Here is a 16,685-nt window from a genome sequence, read left to right on the forward strand (position 1 = left end):
GCCGCGGCTGAGGCGCGGCCCTGTCCGTCTCAGCGCATCGCGTGGATTGCGAGGGCGGCCTTGTAGGTCGCCTGAGCGGTTTCGAGCGGTGTGTCTGCTTTCAGGAGGCCGCCGACCGACGTGTTGCGGTTATGCGTTTCAAGGTCCGAAATAGCTTCCGTTACCACCTTCAAGGCTTCTTCCAGGGAGAACCGGGTCGCTTCGAGGCAGGCTTTGTATGCGTCGTTCGTATTGGTCATCTGTGTGTCTCCTCTGACATTCGGCCTAGGCTCTACCGCCTCGCCATGGTTCAAATATAGTGCGGAAATTCCGCACTGTAAAGAAGATTATCGGGCCACTGGTAAAAATTCCGCCGCGATCACTCGTGAGCGGTCGCGGATCATGATCTCGACGCCCTGGCGGCAGGTCCGTGCGGCCTCGAATGCGCCGCGTGCCACGGTCACATTCGCGCAGCGCGCGATCAACTCGACGATGCGACCCGTTTCATCGCGCGCCTCGACCGTGATCGGGAGGTGTTCCGGGAGCGTGGGGTGCGGCATGTCGGGGGCTCAGAGTTCGCTTTTTGTTCTTTTGCTACATGACTGCCCGAGCAGTCAATGGCAACTCAGATCCCGCTGACGCGGGGGCCGGGATCACCCGGCAATCCGGTACGCTCCTGCAAGATTGTAACCGGACCGATGGCCTAGACATGCATCGCCCCGCGATCAGACCCGTGGGTCTGATTCTGCTGACCGCAGATCGCGCGCATCAGGAAGGCCAATTCCACATGTTGTCAAATCTCTTTGGGGAGCGGGAAACCTCGCCCGTCTCTCCCGTTGCGCCCTGGATCGGGGGTAAGCGCGTGCTCGCCAAGCGGCTTACACGGCTGATCGCTGCCGTCGAGCACAGCCTTTATGCCGAGGCATTCGTGGGCATGGGCGGCGTGTTCCTGCGGCGGCGGGTGTTGCCGAGTGCCGAGGTGATCAATGATTTTTCCGGCGAGGTGACGACCCTGTTCCGGATCTTGCAGCGGCATTATCCGCAGTTTCTCGATTGCCTCCGGTTTCAGATCACAAGCCGGCGCGAGTTCGAGCGGCTCACCCGGGTCGATCCGTCGACGCTGACGGATCTCGAGCGCGCTGCCCGGTTTTTGTACCTGCAACGGACGGCCTTCGGCGGCAAAGTTCGTGGGCGGACCTTCGGCGTCGTCACCGATGGGCGCGGTCGGTTCGACCTGACGACGCTGGCACCCATGCTCGAGGCGGTGCATGAGCGGCTCTCGGGCGTCATCATCGAGAACCTGCCGTTTCAGGAGTTCATCCCGCGCTATGACCGGCCGGGTACGCTGTTCTACTGTGATCCGCCGTATTTCGGCTGTGAGACCGACTACGGCAAGGACATGTTCGCCTGTGACGATTTTACGCGCCTGGCTGAGTTGATGGCCGGGCTGCAGGGGCGGGTGATTCTGTCGATCAACGATACGCCGGAGGTGCGCGAGATATTCGGCCGGTTCACGATGCTGCCGGTGACCGTAACCTATTCGATTTCGGAGGGTGCGCCGGGCGAGTTTGGCGAGCTGATCATTGCCAATTTTGAGCACCCGCTTTTGGCGAGCCCGGCGGCGCCGTGAGGTGCCGCCGGGGCTGGTGTCAGGCTGCGTCGTGGTGCCAGCCGACCAGGGTGGCGTACTCGGCGGACAGGGCAAATCCGGCGAGCGCGTCGCCCATGTCGGCGCGTCCGGTGTAGAGGAGGTCCAGCCATGCGCTGGACTCCTCGACGCTGCCGGCGCGGTTGAGCGCGTTGCTGTAGAGCCGTTGCACGATGACTGATGGCGTGCCGCCGAGCCCTGTGCCGGCGGCAAACTCCGCGCTGGCGGCAAACGCGTCGGCGACGCTGTAGAGGTCCAGCTGGCCGGATGTGATCAGGTCGATGTGATGGGCGAGGCCTGCCGCGTCGGGCGGGCGGTTGAATGCCGCGTCATAGAGCGCGGTGATTTGCTGCTGCAAGGTCAGGGCCATGTGGCTCTCCAGTTCGGAGGGCCTGTGCGACGCGGAATCAGCCAGCCCGGCGCGGGGGTGGACGGAGCCGCACAGGCGGTCTCCGGTCATGCGCCGGGATAGGGGATTGCAGGTCGTGCCCGGGAACGGCGGGCGAACAAAAAAGTCCCACCTTTTCCGGCATGGAAAAAGGTGGGACCAAAAAAGGCGAAAAAGCCTTTGTTTTCAGCGTCAGTAAAGGAAGGCTGGAGGCCTCGCCCGGACTTGCCGATCTGCGGCTGCCGCTGCCGGCTCGTGTTGCAACGGCGCGCGCCAGCCTGCGCAAGGCGCGGCTGTTGCTCAAGGTTTGCCGCGACAGTCTGGGGCCGGCCTATGCGCCCCGCGCGGCGCGCCTGAAATTGAGTGCCGGGGCCCTGAAAGCCCTGGCCGCCGCCTCGGATGGCCAGCCGATCGGGCTGGTGTTCACTGTCACCCTGCCTGTGCCCGAAACCGATCGCCGGGTGCAGGAGGTGGATGCACTGCTGCGGCGCTGCGAGGTGGATGCGGTCAGTCTTGCCCCGGGCCTGATCGATGCTGTCGGTGCGGCGCAGGCGCTGGCCAAGGCGCGCCGCCAAAGCGCGGCACGCGGGCGCAAGGCCTTGAAATCAAAAGATCCAGCAGCATTCCGCAAATGGCTCAAGGCCTTGCGGCGTCAGGTCGACATGGCGCGTCTGCTCGCAGCGGAATGGCGGGAGCCGGCGGCGCCCTCCCTGTTCCATCTGTCGGCCCAGGCCGAGGATCTGGCGCGTTACCTCAAGGTGGATGCGCTCTACCGCCGTCTCTGCGCCCAGAGAGCAAACGGATCCACACCACTTTCCTCGCCGGATGCTGTGCGTCTTGAATGCAAGGCATTGCTGCGCCGGCTGGAAGACCGTCAAGACAAGACCCACGGCATCTGAATTGTCCGGCGGCCTTTGCTTGCGCGAAGCTTGCAACTTGCTGGCCCGGCCTCGCGTCTTTGGGGAATGTTAACCAACAACATGTGAAAGTTGTCGCGCATCCGCGGAAACGGTGAGTCATGCGCACAGCTGCCGAAACACGCTCCAAGCTTGTATCGCCCAGAGCCAGGCTCATGCTCGCCGGTTACTTCGGTGTTGTTTGCGTCCTGATGTGCGCGGCTGTCCTGGCGCCAGTTGCTGGGAGGCCGGTGGCCGTATTTGCAGGGATGGGGCCTGCAAGCGCGGCAGAGGTCATCGCCCGTGCCAACGGGCAGCTTCTGGCAGCTTCACAGGACGGCTTCGTTGCGGTGGCGCAGACGGGCGATGCCGCAGGAATTGAGGCGCTCTACACGGCAGGTGCATGGCTGGTGACGGCGGCCTGGTTTGCCAGTGCCTGCGCGACACTCGGAAATGGTTCATCCCCTGGTCCCCGACCCTAAGGACGCTTGATCATGAACGGCTTGAATGAGATCCGCGATACGTTCGCCAAGGCCCTGATGTTCTTCATCTGGTTCAATGTGCTTCTCGTGATCGGTACGAGCTGGTTCAACCCGGAGGTGGCCAGCGTCATTATCTCCGGCATTGCCCTGCTGTTTGGCACCATGGCTACGGCTGTGTGGATGCAATGCGGCATCGGCACTGAAACACGGATTGCAACATCGATCTCGCTGGCAGGTCTCGTCGCCCTGTTCGTTGCCTCCCTTGCCGGCGGCGATCCGGCAACGTCGTTCCAGACCGACGGGCACATGTATTTCTTCGCGGTGCTCGCAATCCTGGCCGGATGGGTCGACTGGCGCGCCCTGCTGGCTTATGCCGCTGTGGTGGCGGTGCACCATCTGGTGCTGAATTTTGCATTGCCGCTGGCGGTCTTCCCGGGCGGGGCGAATTTTGGCCGGGTCGTGTTCCATGCGGTCATCGTCGTGATTGAGGTCGGCGCCCTGTGGTGGCTGACGGCCCAGGTTGCCAACGCCTTCGCTGCCTCGGCGAAGGCCCTCCAGGTTGCGGAGGACGCCCACAGTGTTGCGATGGCGGCTCAAACAACCGTCGATGAACAGTCGCGGTTGACCGAGGAGCGCCAGAAGGGTGTCGCGGCGCGCATTGCCGGCTTCCGAGGTGACGTTGAAGCCCTTCTCTCTGGCGTGTCGGACCGCAGCCGCCGCCTGCGCGAGGCGTCGCTGCAGCTGGGCAACCTGACATCTGGCACCGCTAGCCAGGCAGCGACGGCGGCCGCGGCATCCGACAAGGCCTCGGACAACGTCCAGACGGTCGCATCGGCTGCCGAGGAACTTGCGTCCTCGATCTCGGAAATCTCCCGCCAGGTTGCCCAGACCACCCAGATTGTCGCCAAGGCAACGGAAGGCGCGCAGACGTCGAATGCCAAGGTGGCCGGTCTTGCCAATGCCGCCAGCCGGATTGGCGAGGTCGTCACCCTCATCCAGGCAATTGCAGAGCAGACCAACCTGCTCGCCCTGAACGCTACCATCGAGGCGGCCCGCGCCGGCGAGGCCGGACGTGGTTTCGCGGTCGTCGCAGCCGAGGTCAAGGAACTCGCCACGCAGACCTCGAAGGCAACGGAAGAGATCGGGGCACAGATCTCCGCCATCCAGGTCGAGACCAAGGGCGCTGTCGAGGCAATCGGCGCAATCGCCCTGACCATGGACGACGTCAACCGCTACACCAGCGCCATTGCCGCCGCGGTCGAGGAGCAGGGGGCCGCCACCGCCGAGATTTCGCGCAATGTCGCCCAGGCTGCCCATGGAACCGAGCTGGTTGCCAGCAACATCAGTGGTCTCAGCGCCTCGGCCGAAAAGACCACCGGATCGGTGGCTCACGTGGCCACGACGGCCGAAGAGCTGGAACAGGAAGCCGCGCGCATGCGGGCGGCCATCGACGGGTTCCTGCGCGACGTCGCCTGACGTTGCCACCACGAGACAAGACAAGGACCGGCGCTCGAACGCGCCGGTCTTTTATTTGGTGGGGACCTCAAGCCCCTTTTCCGGAATTCACCTGCTTGCTCATTTCGCCGCCGGCAGCATGAGGAACGCCGCAATCCGGCTGAGCGCTTCGGCATGGACCACCGCCCGGTCCGATCCCGCCGGATCTGCACAGATCGGATCTTCCCCTTCCGCTTCCAGCAACTCCGCCGCGCCGGGCTTGCAAAGGGCGAGGAAGCTGTAGTGGTGCGCCGGTGCGATGTAGCTGTGGCGGAAGTCGGGGATCAGCTCCGCGAACCTGCCACCGCTTGCCCCCACATCCGCCGCGATCGGGATTTCGCCAGGTGCCCCCAGGCTGATGACGGCGACCGGAACGCGGATCGCTCTCAGGCTGCCCGCCTTGTAGGACTGCGCCATGGCCGGATCGACGGCAACGCTGCGCGCAATGCGCGGATTGGTCAGCGACTGCTCGAACTCGGCCTGCGGCACGCCGGTCAGGTCCGTCCGGCCCTTGGCGTAGAAGCGGCAATCGACCTTGCCCGGTGCCGGCTCTGCGCAATAGTCCACGAAGGCCTGCTGGCTCGTCTCAGCCCCGGCCAGCGCCAAGGCCGTCACCCCGCCCAGCGAGAAGCCGACGACGGAGATCCTGTCCGTGTCGATGAGCGGGCCAAGTTCCGGGGTCTGCAACAGGCTGGTCAGCAGCGCGCTGACATCCTTGGCGCGCTCCCAGTGGCGCAGGCTGCGGCGCGGCGAGCTGTCGCCGCTGGTGCTGCCCGGGTGATTGACCCCGGCGACGATGAAGCCCCGTGCCACCAGCCCGTTGGCCAGCCAGCTCATGGCGTCGATGTTGTTGCCCGATCCATGCGACAGCAGAACCAGCGGATGTTTGCCGGCCGGATAGGGCGCGCCCATGTTGACCGGGTTGCCGACGAAGACCGGGTTGTCACCAACGAGGCCGCGATAGGTCTTGCCGCCTGCCGGATACCAGACCGAGGCCATCAGCGGACCGTCCCGGTGCGCGGCCGTGACCTGCAGCCGCTCGTGCCCGGGATCAAGCCTGTCGGCTGCTCCGGCCGGCCCTGCCAGGGCGAGGATCAGGCAAACGGACTGCACGAGATGGCGGGTGAAGGTGTGGGCGAAGTTGCGAGATGTCACGGGCATGCAGGTGTCTCCTGTGTCAGCGGGATCGCTGAAGCCAGATGACTGGCCCATGCCGTTTGGGGCGACCTCGAACCGGATTCAGGTCGCCACGAACCGGATCAAGGAGGTAGAGACAGGGAAACGGCCGGTCCGGGACCTGCATCTGGGACCCCGGATCCGGTCGCTCCGTCGCCACGCACACCCGGTTGGCCCGATGCCGAGCTTTCCCGTCCCCGTCTTTGCCGCCGCGATCCTCGCCTGCCTGCTCCTGCGTCTTGTCTGGAGCGGGGAGGGCAGTCGCTGGCTGCGCCTGCTGATCGCCGTCTCGGCGGTCCAGTCGCTGATTGCCGCCGCCGTGCAGCACTACGGGATTGTGGAGCTGCGCTTCCTTCAGCCCTTCACGGCATCCCTCATTCCGCCGCTCACCTGGCTCGCCTTCGTGCATGGCGCCTTGCGCCCGCTGGCGCTACGGGATGTGCTGGCGCAGGTTGCCGCGCCGGCCTTTGTGCTCTTCTGCATCGTCTTTGCCCCATTGACGCTCGACGCAGTCCTGCCGGCGCTCTTCACCGGCTACGGCCTGCTGATGCTTCATGCGATGCGGAACGGGGCGGACCGCCTGCCGCTGGCCCGGCTGGAATCCAGCGCGCCGTCCCTGCGCTCCTGGCGGCTGCTCGCGATCCTGCTGATCGGATCGGCAGCCAGCGACGTGCTGATCGTCGCCGATATCCTGTTCTTTGCCGGCGACCTCAAGGGCAGCATCACCAGTGTCACGTCCTCGCTGCTGCTGCTGGGCGTCGGGCTGATGGGACTGGAGCGGGCACAGGATGAACCGGACGCGCCGACCTCGGGCGATGACGCCCCAATCGATGCGGTCGAACAGGCGGACGCGGCGCATCCGAGCGAAGAGGAGCGGCAGCTGGTCAGCCGCGCGTTCGATCTTCTGACGACCTCGCGACTGGCCGCTGATCCGGACCTGACCCTTGCGCGCCTCGCTCGCCGCCTCACGGTTCCGGCCAAGACGTTGTCCGCCGCCATCAACCGGGTGGAACAGATGAATGTCAGCCAGTTCGTCAACCGCTACCGGGTCGAGCTGGCCTGCCGGGCGCTCACGGCCGGGACCAGCGTCACTGAAGCAATGTTCGAGGCCGGCTTCCGCACCAAGTCCAACTTCAACCGCGAGTTCCGGCGTGTCACCGGCCAGAGCCCGACCGGGTGGCAGCAGGCAAACGCGGGCCGCGCTCAGGCCTCTGCGTCGTCCCAGCCGATCACCTGAAGTTCGGGCCAAAGGCCCTTCAGCCTTGCGCTCTTCTCCGCGTGGGTCTTCGCATTGTCGAGCACCCTGTTCGGCACCAGCCGCATGGCAAAGAGAGTGGCAAGACCGAACGGCGCGGCGATCTCGATCTTGTTCCCTGCTGTCATCCGGGCCGCGACGGAGTGCGTCTTCGACGCATAGAGCGTCAGTGCTTCCGTGCTGCAGGTGAGCCTTGGATAGGCACTGCCGAAGCGCTCAGGATACCAGAGATGCACCCGCGCCTGGTTGCGCGTCTCGATCATCCCGGACAGCGCAGGCAGCGCGCCAGCAACGGCCCGGATCACCCGGTCTTCCGCGTCGTAGGACAGGTCGCCGCCATCGAAATAGGTGACGTCATAATCCTTGATGCCATGGCCAACCGGCTTGCCGGTCATCAGGTTCCAGGCGTTCTGGTAAATCCCGCCGGAGACGAGCCACGCATCGGGCAGACCCAGATCCCGGATTGTTTCCAGGATCTGCAGCACCACCGGCATCGCGCCGATCAGCCGGATCAACGCTGCCCGCCGCTCATCCTCGCTGGCCCGCGCCGGATCGCCCAGCCGGAGCCGGTCGGAGCTGACGTCGTCGAGGCAGGACAGGCTGGCGGACATGACAAGGCTCCGGGAATCATCAGGACGCCCGGAGCCTTGCACGGCGGCATCGCCGCCGGAAGACAGGAGAGGTGAGCGCGCCGATCAGACCTGCTTCAGATAGGCCGCGATGATGTCGCGGGCAGCTTCCAGGTCCTTCTTGGCGATCATCTCGGTCACCGTGTGGATGTAGCGGGTGCCGACGACGATGCCGACCGCCCGGGCACCGGCCGCAGCCTGCTGGGCCGCCGCGCCATCCTGGCCGCCGGACCGCAGCATGGTGCGCTGGTAGGGGATCTTCTCGGCAATGGCGAGCGCCTCGATCTCGCTGACCAGCTGACGGTCGGCGATGAACGAGCCGTCCTTCACATGCAGGCCAAACCCGCCGCCGAGCGTCGTCGTGCGGTCCTGTTCGGGCACGCCCGGCGTGTCGCAGGCTAGCGTCACGTCGATGCCAAGGCCGATGTCCGGCTTGATCGCGTAGGATGCGGTGCGGGCACCGCGCAGGCCCACTTCTTCCTGCGCCGTGAAGGCGACATGGATCTCGCACTCATGCTTGGCCTTGCCGAGTGCGCGGATTGCCTCGATGCCGAGCCAGCAGGCGATGCGGTTGTCGAGCGCCTTGGAGACGATGGAATCGCCCATTTCCAGCAGCGGCTCGTCCATGGTCACCATGTCGCCGATCTTGACGATCTCCTTGGCCTTCTCGCCAAGGCCCATGTCGATGACGAACTCGTCCGGCTCCGGCACTTTCTTGCGTTCGTCGGGCGAGGAAATGTGGATCGGCCGGCCGCCAGGGTTCATCACGGCCTTGAAATCCCCCTTGTCCGTCGACACCAGCACGCGGCGCGAGAACAGGTTGCGCGGGTCAAACCCGCCAACCGGATGAACGTGGACGAAGCCCTTGTCCGTCACATGCGAGACCAGGAAGCCGATCTCGTCCATATGGCAGAGCAGCATCACCTTCTTCGGCGACTTCGACTTCTTGCGCGGATCGCGCCGGCACAGGAGCGAGCCCATCGGGTCGACGGTCACCTCGTCGAACAGGCCCTTGATTTCCGTTTCGATGAGCGCCCGCACCCGGTGCTCGTGACCGGGAACGCCCGGGGTCTCGCACAGCCGGCGCAACAGATCGATGTTCATGGAAGGAATGTTCCTGAAAAGTGATTTGGGAACCATCAGATTAGGCCTGTGTCCAGCGCCGGGGAAGTCTCTTTTGCGGTCGACGGTTACCTTTCCGGTTGCAGAGGAGGCAGTAGAAATGTATCTTCAATGTATATCCAGCGGGTTGCGCCAACAGGAGCACTGCCATGATCGCCACAGTCGCCAAATGGGGAAACAGCCTTGCGTTGCGGATCCCGACTGCCTTTGCCCGCGAAATCTCGGCTCGCGAAGGCATGCAGCTGGACATTTCGGTCGTTGACGGCACGCTGGTGCTGAAGCCTGTGGCCGATACCCAGGAGTTTTCGCTCGATCAGCTGCTGGACGGCATCACACCGGAAAGCCTGCATGACGAGATCAGCGGCGGCCCCTCCGTTGGCAACGAGGCCTGACCGTGAGCGCGCGGCCCGATCTGGACGCCTATTGCCCCGAGCGCTTCGACATCATCTGGATCAGCTTTGACCCGCAGCAGGGCAGGGAACAGTCCAAGCGCCGGCCCGCGCTGGTTCTGTCACCGCGTCGCTACAACACGCTGACCCGCCTGTGCGTCCTGTGCCCGATCACGTCGCAGATCAAGGGTTACCCGTTCGAGGTTGCCTTGCCCGCAGGCGCGCTGACCTCGGGAGCCGTCCTGTCCGATCAAATCAAGAGTTTCGACTGGTCGGCCCGCGCGGCCGCCTACATCGAATCCTGCCCGCAGATCGGTCCCGAGATCCAGGGCAAGATCAAGGCTCTGCTGGGCTTGAACGGGTGACCAAGGCGCGATCAACGCAAGGACGGCGCTTGACGGACTGCGGCAAGTCGACAGTCACTTTTGTCACGCCGCGTGTCTTCACAAATGGGTCCAAGGGTGAATGGGCCGCCTCATCTTGCCATTGAACACAGGCTGCGTATACTCCCGCTCGCTTCAAAGGGACGCGCCATGACCACCGGCCTTGCCACGACTGGGAACAGCCTCGCCGCCAGCGGAATGCGGGCGAAGAGCTTCGTCGTGCGCCGTCTGCGCAACCCGGCTGCCCAGGGCCCGGCCTGCGGACGATTTAGCCGCTGAGGACTCTCTGAGCGCCTCTGACATTCCCGTCCGCCTTCGCCTGCCTTCCTGTGGCATGCGCGCGCAATTCTGCTAAAAGACCCAACGACCTGATCGCCTGCTGCCGGATCCGCCTGCCGAGGACCCGCACATGGCCCAACGACCGAAGAGCTCATGTCTGACATCGACAGCCTTTACACCGAGATTTCGGCCGCCATCGCCGCGGCCACCAGCGAGGCAGCCCTCGAGGAGGTGCGCATCAGCGCCCTTGGCAAGAAGGGCAGCATTTCCGAGATGCTGAAGACGCTGGGCTCGATGAGCCCGGAAGAGCGCCAGACCAAGGGCGCCGCCATCAACGGCCTCAAGACCCGCGTTACCGACGAACTGGCCGCCCGCAAGGACGTGCTCAAGGAAGCCGCGCTCGAGGCGCGTCTGGCCAGCGAGCGGGTCGACGTCACCTTGCCGCTGCGCGCCGCGCCCGCCGAAATGGGCCGGATCCATCCGATTGCCCAGGTGATCGACGAGCTGACCGCGATCTTCGCCGACATGGGCTTCTCCATTGCCGAAGGTCCGGATATCGAAAGCGACGAGCTGAACTTCACCGCGCTGAATTTCCCGCTCGGCCATCCGGCGCGCGACATGCACGACACCTTCTTCTTCCATCCGGACGAAGCCGGTGAACGCCTGCTGCTGCGCACCCACACCTCGCCGGTGCAGATCCGCACCATGCGCAGCCAGCAGCCGCCGATCCGCGTCATCATTCCGGGGCGCACCTATCGCTGCGACAGCGACCAGACCCACACGCCGATGTTCCATCAGGTGGAAGGCCTCGTCATCGACAAGGGCAGCCACATGGGTCACCTGAAGTGGATCCTGGAGGAGTTCTGCAAGGCCTTCTTCGAGGTCAAGGACATCAAGATGCGCTTTCGCCCGTCCTTCTTCCCCTTCACGGAGCCGTCCATGGAAGTGGACATCCAGTGCGACCGTTCGGGCGCCGAGGTGAAGTTCGGCGAAGGCAACGACTGGCTCGAGATCCTCGGCTGCGGCATGGTGCATCCCAATGTCATCCGCAACTGCGGCCTCGATCCGGACGAGTACCAGGGCTTTGCGTGGGGCATGGGCATCGATCGCATCGCCATGCTGAAATACGGCATGCCGGACCTGCGCGCCTTCTTCGATGCCGATGTCCGCTGGATCAAGCATTACGGCTTCCGCCCGCTCGACCTGCCGACGCTGTTCGGCGGCCTGTCGTCCTGACCCGATCGATCCCTCCCGGCGTGCCGCGCAGGGGCCGTCAGCCCGGCCCGCGCGATGCCAAAGACACGAGATGACACGATGAAGTTCACGCTTTCCTGGCTCAAGGAGCATCTGGAGACCGACGCAACGCTCGACCAGATCGTCGAGCGCCTGACCATGATCGGTCTGGAAGTCGAAGAGGTCACCGACCGCGCCGCCCGCCTCGCCCCGTTCAAGATCGCGAAGGTCGTTTCGGCCGAACAGCACCCGAACGCTGACCGCCTGCGCGTGCTCAAGGTCGACACCGGTTCGGGCGAGCTGCTGCAGGTCGTCTGCGGCGCACCCAACGCCCGCGCCGGCCTCGTCGGCGTGCTCGGCAAGCCGGGCGACTACGTCCCCGGCCTCGACGTCACCCTGTCCGTCGGCAAGATCCGCGATGTCGAGAGCTTCGGCATGATGTGCTCCGAGCGCGAGCTGGAGCTGTCGGACGAGCACAACGGCATCATTGACCTGCCGGAAGATGCGCCGATCGGCATGCCCTTTGCCGAATACATGGGGCTTGGCGACCCGGTCATCGAGATCGGCCTGACCCCGAACCGGCCGGACTGCACCGCCGTCTACGGCATCGCCCGGGATCTCGCCGCCGCCGGCCTCGGTAAGCTGAAGGAGCGCAAGCACCTGCAGATCCGGGGCAGCTTCCCGTGCCCGACCAAGGTCGTCCTCGACTTCGGCGACACGCCGGCCCTGTGCAAGGCTTTCGGCCTGCGCCTCGTCAAGGGCGTCAAGAACGGCCCGTCGCCGAAGTGGCTGCAGGACCGTCTGGTTGCCATCGGCCTGCGCCCGATCAACACGCTGGTCGACATCACCAACTACATGACCTTCGACCAGGGCCGCCCGCTGCACGTCTTCGACGCGGCCAAGGTGACCGGCAATCTGGTCGTCCGCCGCGGCCGCGCCGGCGAGGAGATCCAGGGCCTCAACGGCAAGACCTACCAGGTCGACGACAGCATCTGCGTCATCGCCGATGACAAGGGGCTGGAGTCGCTCGGCGGCATCCTCGGCGGCGAGCATTCCGGCTGCGACGAGACCACCGTCGACGTGCTGATCGAATCCGCGCTTTGGGACGAGAACGGCATCGCCCGCACCGGCCGCAAGCTCGGCGTCAACACCGATGCCCGCTACCGCTTTGAGCGCGGCGTCGATCCGGACTTCATGCTGCCGGGCCTCGAGATGGCGACCCAGATGGTGCTGGACCTGTGCGGCGGCACGCCGTCGGAGGTTGTCAGCGTCGGCCAGGTGCCCGACACCTCGCGCATCATCGAGTTCCCCTACCGCGAAGTGAAGCGCCTCACCGGCCTCGACCTGCCGGTTCCGGAAATCAACCTGATCCTCAAGTCGCTCGGCTTCTGGATCTCCGGCAGCGGTGAGACGGTCCGCGTCGCCCCGCCGAGCTGGCGTCCGGACATCGAGGGCAAGGCCGATCTTGCCGAGGAAGTCGTGCGCATTGTCGGTCTTGACCGGGTCGCGCCGACGCCGCTGCCGCGTGGTGGCTCTGTTGGAGCCCGGGTGCTGACCGCCAGCCAGATCCGCCGCTCCCGCGCCCGCCGCACGCTGGCCGCGCGCGGCATGGACGAGGCCGTCACCTGGTCCTTCATCGCCAAGGCCCATGCAGAGGCCTTCGGCGGCGGCGCGCCTGAGCTGGAGCTCGCCAACCCGATCTCCGCCGACATGTCGCAGATGCGCCCGAGCCTGCTGCCGGGCCTGATTGCCGCGGCACAGCGCAACGCCGACCGCGGCTATGCCGATGTCGCCCTGTTCGAGGTCGGCCAGGTGTTCCTCACCGCCCGCGAGGATGGCCAGCGCATGGTTGTCGCCGGCGTCCGCCGCGGCACCGCCAAGCTCTCCGGCAATGGCCGTCACTGGTCGGGCTCGGCCGGCAGCGTTGACGTGTTTGATGCCAAGGCCGATGCGGAAGCCGTTCTGGCCGCTGCCGGCGCGCCGGTCGACAAGCTGCAAGTCTTCACCGATGCGCCCGGCTGGTTCCATCCGGGCCGCTCCGGTGCCTTCAAGCTCGGTCCGAAGCAGACGCTCGCCGTCTTCGGCGAGGTGCATCCGCGCACGCTGGGGCTGATGGACGTCGCCGGTCCGCTGGTGGCCTTCGAGATCTATCTCGACGCCATTCCGGAGCCGAAGGCCAAGCCGACCCGCTCCAAGGGCGCGCTCGACATTGCCGACCTGATGCCGGTCCGCCGCGACTTCGCCTTCGTGGTCGACAAGGACCTCAGCGCCGACAAGCTGCTGAAGGCCGCCCGCGGCGCCGAGAAGACGCTGATCGCCGACGTCAACCTCTTCGACATCTACGAAGGGCAGGGCGTGGGCGAAGGCAAGAAATCGCTCGCCATCGACGTGACGCTGCAGCCCAAGGACCGCACGCTGACCGACGAGGAGATCGACGCCGTGGCAAAGAAGATCGTCGCCGCCGTCGAGAAGGCCACCGGCGGCACCCTGCGCGGCTGAGAGGCTGCCTCAAAAAGAGGTGGGTGATTTCAACAGGTTATGGTTCCTTCGGATTTGCGAGATTCGATGGAGTTCAGAATGGCCTGGAGCGAAATCACCCGTCGGTACTATGCCCGGCGGACGGCACGCTATGCAAGCGACATGACAGATCGGGAATGGGCACTGGTTGAGCCTTTTCTGCCCATGCCCCGCCGCCTGGGTCGCCCGCGGACCACGGACTTGCGTGAGGTCGTCAACGCGCTGCTTTACATCGCTACGACCGGTTGCCAGTGGCGCATGCTGCCGAAGGATTTTCCACCGTGCTCGACCGTCCAGCGCTATTTCTATGAATGGCGGGCGTTGGGGCTGTGGTCACGCATCAACCACCATCTGGTTATGGAAGCCCGCGAACTGGAGGGCAGAGAGGCCTCACCGACGGCCGGTGTCATCGACAGCCAGAGCGTCAAAACCACCGAAAGCGGCGGTATCCGGGGCTATGACGCGGGGAAGAAAACCAAAGGCCGCAAGCGCCACATCATCGTCGATACGCTCGGCCTGATGGTTGGCCTCATGGTGCATGGGGCCGATATCCAGGATCGCGATGGCGCTCCCGATCTGCTGAAATCCATCCGCCACAGGTGGCCGTGGTTGCTGCACGTCTTCGCCGATGGCGGCTATGCGGGCGATAAGCTGAAGCGACGGCTGAAGAAGATCGGGCGCTGGACGGTTGAGATCATCAAGCGCTCGGACAAGGCGAAAGGCTTCGAAGTCCTACCGCGCCGCTGGGTCGTCGAAAGGACCTTCGCCTGGCTCGGCAGATGCCGCAGATTGGCAAAGGATGTCGAAAAGTCCATCGCCTCATCAGAGGCTTGGATCATCATCGCCCACATTCGCCTGATCACAAGGCGACTTGCAAGGTACGGTTATCGTTGAAGGCTTTTCGAGTCCGACTCTGAGCAGACCGAATATTGAGACAATACCCGCCGGATTTCCATTCGGCGGGTATTGTTCTTCGCGGTCGCTGCTGCCAGATGATCTCGCCCTCTTCGATGAACGAATGGAAACAGCAGAGCAGGCTCCCGGGAACCGGACTTCCGTGCCGGTACGGATAGCTGTGATGGGATGCAAGGACGCGGCTCTTTCGCCTGTCTTTGGCGGGTATGGTCGCCTTGCCATCAGCTTCCGAAGGTCTCGATCGTCAAGCCTGAGCGTATCATTCCTGTAGGATCAATACTGCTGTTGAGATCATTATAAGACCTATGATCGCGCTCTTCGGAAGTACGTTCCTTTCTCCGATCAGAAGAACAGACAGAAAGAAGCCGACAACCAGGCTCACACGCCGGAATATAGATAGATAGGTCACATTCGAAACCGGATCCGCGATTGCAAAAAAGTAGATCAGTTCCGCACCGACCCAGGAAAGCCCGACAAGCGGGACATATACGGACCATCGCAGCCGCATTATCCGGCGCTGTTTCCACGAAAGGGCGAGGAATACCAGCATTGCCAGCGCACAGCGGTGAAAAGCAGAGTAGGCCTGAATGCTGTAGACCGGCAACCCGAGGGTCTGCACGAGAAACTTATCATAGACCGTCGTCATCGCGGACAGAACTGTTGCCGCCAGCATCATGAGTACGGGCCAATTTCTGAGTATCCGTAATCCTTCCTTCTTGCCGACCAGGGATAACGCGTAATAGGCAAGGATCGATGCAAGAACTGCGGAAAACTGAAGAGGGGAAAGATACTCTCCGAAGATGAGCGCACCACCGGCAAACGTCCAGAGCGGCCCGGAGGCCCGTACCGCTCCCGAGAACGACATAGGTAGTTCCCTGACAGAGTAGTAGGCAAACACCCATGAAAACGTCATCGCCAGCCCCTTGACAAGAATAAGGGCCTGCTGATGGACATTTGTTTGGGTCCAATCGACATAAAATCCGAGGCTGTCGGAGACAGGCAAGAATGCGGGTAACCAAGCAATCGCGCCAAAGAGAGAGGACCAGAAGACAATGGGTATGACGCTGTTCCCATTCATCGCCTTCTTAGTCCAAAAATCGTAAAGCCCAAGCAAAGCCCCAGCCGACAGACCATAAACCATCCACATTAGGCGCTCGCGCTCCGGAAAGCTGCAACGTTCGCCAGCAAATGCGGGATCGATGACGTGCCCGTTAGGATGACTCCAGAGAAGCCCATGCTGACAATGGAGCGGAACAATTCAGTGGAAGATATTTCGGAATCCTCTTGAATAAGAGCTCCCATGGCAAAGGGGCGGTTCACAATGGCGTTCATGCCATGCGCGGTCAGAAGTTCGAAAACAGGTTCCAGTGAACGATTGTTTATATTGAACGGGAATTGAAGGTACTCGTAACGGCCCGATTTGCACGCGACAGTGGCGGTTTCGAGGTCGCTCACAGATGCCCCAAACCTCGTGATCCCCATTGATGCCGCAAGGTCAAACGCCTTGAGAACATCGGGTGATGCGACATTGGCGGCATTTGCTTTATGTAGTTGCAGGAGATCAACGCGCCCCAGCAGCTTCATACTGGTGTCGAGGCTTCTCGCCAGTTCATCGAAGCTATGTCCGGTGCGTGCCACTTTTTCGTCGGCGTCCCAATGCTCTCCCATCTTCGTGGCAATCGTAATTTGGTCCCGCGGCAGTAGAGCGCTGGTCAACGCACGGCCTAGAATCGCCTCACTGCGGGCATAAGCAGGAGCCGTGTCGAAGAAACTAATCCCATTCGAGTTTGCTGCCTCAAGCAGCGCAAGTGCAGCGTCCTCTTTCGGAGGCAGCACATCATTCACGCCCCATTGCCGCCCGATCGACAACAGGCCCAACCCTAGTTCAACTGAACGCATA

At 63.8% G+C, this 16,685-nt stretch carries 19 protein-coding genes; 11 read left to right on the forward strand and 8 right to left on the reverse strand.

The genetic code is table 11. The features are described 5' to 3' along the window. Positions 1-29: 29 nt before the first annotated feature. Positions 30-239 (reverse strand): hypothetical protein, encoded by a 210-nt coding sequence (locus OVA12_RS17210; protein WP_268139394.1) that lies wholly within the window; start codon positions 237-239, stop codon positions 30-32. A gap of 87 nt (positions 240-326) precedes the next feature. After that, positions 327-539, reverse strand: coding sequence for a hypothetical protein (locus OVA12_RS17215; protein ID WP_268139392.1), 213 nt, complete (start codon positions 537-539; stop codon positions 327-329). 227 nt (positions 540-766) lie between these two features. Here OVA12_RS17215 and OVA12_RS17220 point away from each other — a divergent pair, with 227 nt between their 5' ends. After that, positions 767-1,609 carry a DNA adenine methylase gene (locus tag OVA12_RS17220; protein WP_268139454.1) on the forward strand — a complete coding sequence of 281 codons (843 nt, stop codon included), beginning with the start codon at positions 767-769 and terminating at the stop codon, positions 1,607-1,609. 19 nt (positions 1,610-1,628) lie between these two features. Here OVA12_RS17220 and OVA12_RS17225 read toward each other — a convergent pair whose 3' ends face one another. Continuing rightward, positions 1,629-1,997, reverse strand: a complete 369-nt coding sequence (locus tag OVA12_RS17225) for a DUF4214 domain-containing protein (protein WP_268139390.1) — start codon at positions 1,995-1,997, stop codon at positions 1,629-1,631. A 161-nt stretch (positions 1,998-2,158) separates the two neighbouring features. On the opposite strand from OVA12_RS17225, the gene OVA12_RS17230 reads away from it, so the two are divergent. The 3 genes from OVA12_RS17230 to OVA12_RS17240 all read left to right on the forward strand — a co-directional run bounded on the left by OVA12_RS17230 (position 2,159) and on the right by OVA12_RS17240 (position 4,869). Continuing rightward, positions 2,159-2,914, forward strand: a complete 756-nt coding sequence (locus tag OVA12_RS17230) for a hypothetical protein (RefSeq protein ID WP_268139489.1) — start codon at positions 2,159-2,161, stop codon at positions 2,912-2,914. A 248-nt stretch (positions 2,915-3,162) separates the two neighbouring features. Next, a complete protein-coding gene (locus OVA12_RS17235) occupies positions 3,163-3,393 on the forward strand; it encodes a hypothetical protein (protein ID WP_268139491.1) in 231 nt (76 codons plus the stop codon). A gap of 12 nt (positions 3,394-3,405) precedes the next feature. After that, entirely contained in the window at positions 3,406-4,869 is a 1,464-nt protein-coding gene (locus OVA12_RS17240) for a methyl-accepting chemotaxis protein (RefSeq protein ID WP_268139493.1), read from the forward strand. A 99-nt stretch (positions 4,870-4,968) separates the two neighbouring features. On the opposite strand, the gene OVA12_RS17245 is transcribed toward OVA12_RS17240, so the two are convergent. Next, positions 4,969-6,048, reverse strand: a complete 1,080-nt coding sequence (locus OVA12_RS17245; protein ID WP_268139495.1) for an alpha/beta hydrolase family protein — start codon at positions 6,046-6,048, stop codon at positions 4,969-4,971. 193 nt (positions 6,049-6,241) lie between these two features. Here OVA12_RS17245 and OVA12_RS17250 point away from each other — a divergent pair, with 193 nt between their 5' ends. After that, positions 6,242-7,300 carry a helix-turn-helix domain-containing protein gene (locus OVA12_RS17250; RefSeq protein ID WP_268139497.1) on the forward strand — a complete coding sequence of 353 codons (1,059 nt, stop codon included), beginning with the start codon at positions 6,242-6,244 and terminating at the stop codon, positions 7,298-7,300. Here the strand turns inward: OVA12_RS17250 and OVA12_RS17255 are convergent. Together OVA12_RS17255 and OVA12_RS17260 are read right to left on the reverse strand one after the other, a co-directional pair. Beyond that, on the reverse strand, positions 7,267-7,929 hold the full coding sequence (locus OVA12_RS17255) for a nucleotidyltransferase family protein (RefSeq protein WP_268139499.1): 663 nt from the start codon (positions 7,927-7,929) through the stop codon (positions 7,267-7,269). The two genes, OVA12_RS17250 and OVA12_RS17255, sit on opposite strands and share 34 nt — an antisense overlap. 84 nt (positions 7,930-8,013) lie before the next feature. Beyond that, positions 8,014-9,051 (reverse strand): M42 family metallopeptidase, encoded by a 1,038-nt coding sequence (locus tag OVA12_RS17260; protein WP_268139501.1) that lies wholly within the window; start codon positions 9,049-9,051, stop codon positions 8,014-8,016. Between the two features lie 167 nt (positions 9,052-9,218). Here OVA12_RS17260 and OVA12_RS17265 point away from each other — a divergent pair, with 167 nt between their 5' ends. From OVA12_RS17265 to OVA12_RS17290, 6 genes are all read left to right on the forward strand, one after another. Then, complete coding sequence (locus OVA12_RS17265) at positions 9,219-9,461, forward strand: AbrB/MazE/SpoVT family DNA-binding domain-containing protein (RefSeq protein ID WP_106753865.1); 243 nt, start codon at positions 9,219-9,221, stop codon at positions 9,459-9,461. 2 nt (positions 9,462-9,463) lie between these two features. Beyond that, positions 9,464-9,823, forward strand: a complete 360-nt coding sequence (locus OVA12_RS17270) for a type II toxin-antitoxin system PemK/MazF family toxin (protein ID WP_198647046.1) — start codon at positions 9,464-9,466, stop codon at positions 9,821-9,823. Positions 9,824-9,991: 168 nt separating this feature from the next. Further along, entirely contained in the window at positions 9,992-10,120 is a 129-nt protein-coding gene (locus OVA12_RS17275) for a hypothetical protein (RefSeq protein ID WP_268139503.1), read from the forward strand. A gap of 153 nt (positions 10,121-10,273) precedes the next feature. Next, a complete protein-coding gene (gene pheS, locus OVA12_RS17280) occupies positions 10,274-11,356 on the forward strand; it encodes a phenylalanine--tRNA ligase subunit alpha (protein ID WP_268139505.1) in 1,083 nt (360 codons plus the stop codon). Positions 11,357-11,434: 78 nt separating this feature from the next. Further along, positions 11,435-13,852 carry a phenylalanine--tRNA ligase subunit beta gene (gene pheT, locus OVA12_RS17285; RefSeq protein ID WP_268139507.1) on the forward strand — a complete coding sequence of 806 codons (2,418 nt, stop codon included), beginning with the start codon at positions 11,435-11,437 and terminating at the stop codon, positions 13,850-13,852. A 78-nt stretch (positions 13,853-13,930) separates the two neighbouring features. Then, positions 13,931-14,764 carry an IS5 family transposase gene (locus OVA12_RS17290; protein ID WP_268138618.1) on the forward strand — a complete coding sequence of 278 codons (834 nt, stop codon included), beginning with the start codon at positions 13,931-13,933 and terminating at the stop codon, positions 14,762-14,764. Between the two features lie 280 nt (positions 14,765-15,044). On the opposite strand, the gene OVA12_RS17295 is transcribed toward OVA12_RS17290, so the two are convergent. Both OVA12_RS17295 and OVA12_RS17300 read right to left on the reverse strand, forming a co-directional pair. Then, positions 15,045-15,926, reverse strand: a complete 882-nt coding sequence (locus OVA12_RS17295; RefSeq protein ID WP_268139509.1) for a DMT family transporter — start codon at positions 15,924-15,926, stop codon at positions 15,045-15,047. Positions 15,927-15,931: 5 nt separating this feature from the next. Next, entirely contained in the window at positions 15,932-16,684 is a 753-nt protein-coding gene (locus OVA12_RS17300) for an aldo/keto reductase (RefSeq protein ID WP_268139510.1), read from the reverse strand. Between the last annotated feature and the right edge of the window lies 1 nt (position 16,685).

It is taken from the genome of Pannonibacter sp. SL95, assembly GCF_026672425.1.
Classification (GTDB): Bacteria; Pseudomonadota; Alphaproteobacteria; order Rhizobiales; family Stappiaceae; genus Pannonibacter.

Coding starts and splice junctions, on each gene's coding strand:
- OVA12_RS17225 (WP_268139390.1), bottom strand. CDS start 1,997: ATGGCCCTGACCTTGCAGCAGCAAATCACCGCGCTCTATGACGCGGCA.
- OVA12_RS17295 (WP_268139509.1), bottom strand. CDS start 15,926: ATGGTTTATGGTCTGTCGGCTGGGGCTTTGCTTGGGCTTTACGATTTT.
- OVA12_RS17215 (WP_268139392.1), bottom strand. CDS start 539: ATGCCGCACCCCACGCTCCCGGAACACCTCCCGATCACGGTCGAGGCG.
- OVA12_RS17300 (WP_268139510.1), bottom strand. CDS start 16,684: ATGCGTTCAGTTGAACTAGGGTTGGGCCTGTTGTCGATCGGGCGGCAA.
- OVA12_RS17275 (WP_268139503.1), top strand. CDS start 9,992: ATGACCACCGGCCTTGCCACGACTGGGAACAGCCTCGCCGCCAGCGGA.
- OVA12_RS17255 (WP_268139499.1), bottom strand. CDS start 7,929: ATGTCCGCCAGCCTGTCCTGCCTCGACGACGTCAGCTCCGACCGGCTC.
- OVA12_RS17290 (WP_268138618.1), top strand. CDS start 13,931: ATGGCCTGGAGCGAAATCACCCGTCGGTACTATGCCCGGCGGACGGCA.
- pheS (WP_268139505.1), top strand. CDS start 10,274: ATGTCTGACATCGACAGCCTTTACACCGAGATTTCGGCCGCCATCGCC.
- OVA12_RS17260 (WP_268139501.1), bottom strand. CDS start 9,051: ATGAACATCGATCTGTTGCGCCGGCTGTGCGAGACCCCGGGCGTTCCC.
- pheT (WP_268139507.1), top strand. CDS start 11,435: ATGAAGTTCACGCTTTCCTGGCTCAAGGAGCATCTGGAGACCGACGCA.
- OVA12_RS17220 (WP_268139454.1), top strand. CDS start 767: ATGTTGTCAAATCTCTTTGGGGAGCGGGAAACCTCGCCCGTCTCTCCC.
- OVA12_RS17240 (WP_268139493.1), top strand. CDS start 3,406: ATGAACGGCTTGAATGAGATCCGCGATACGTTCGCCAAGGCCCTGATG.
- OVA12_RS17230 (WP_268139489.1), top strand. CDS start 2,159: ATGGAAAAAGGTGGGACCAAAAAAGGCGAAAAAGCCTTTGTTTTCAGC.
- OVA12_RS17265 (WP_106753865.1), top strand. CDS start 9,219: ATGATCGCCACAGTCGCCAAATGGGGAAACAGCCTTGCGTTGCGGATC.
- OVA12_RS17245 (WP_268139495.1), bottom strand. CDS start 6,048: ATGCCCGTGACATCTCGCAACTTCGCCCACACCTTCACCCGCCATCTC.
- OVA12_RS17210 (WP_268139394.1), bottom strand. CDS start 239: ATGACCAATACGAACGACGCATACAAAGCCTGCCTCGAAGCGACCCGG.
- OVA12_RS17250 (WP_268139497.1), top strand. CDS start 6,242: ATGCCGAGCTTTCCCGTCCCCGTCTTTGCCGCCGCGATCCTCGCCTGC.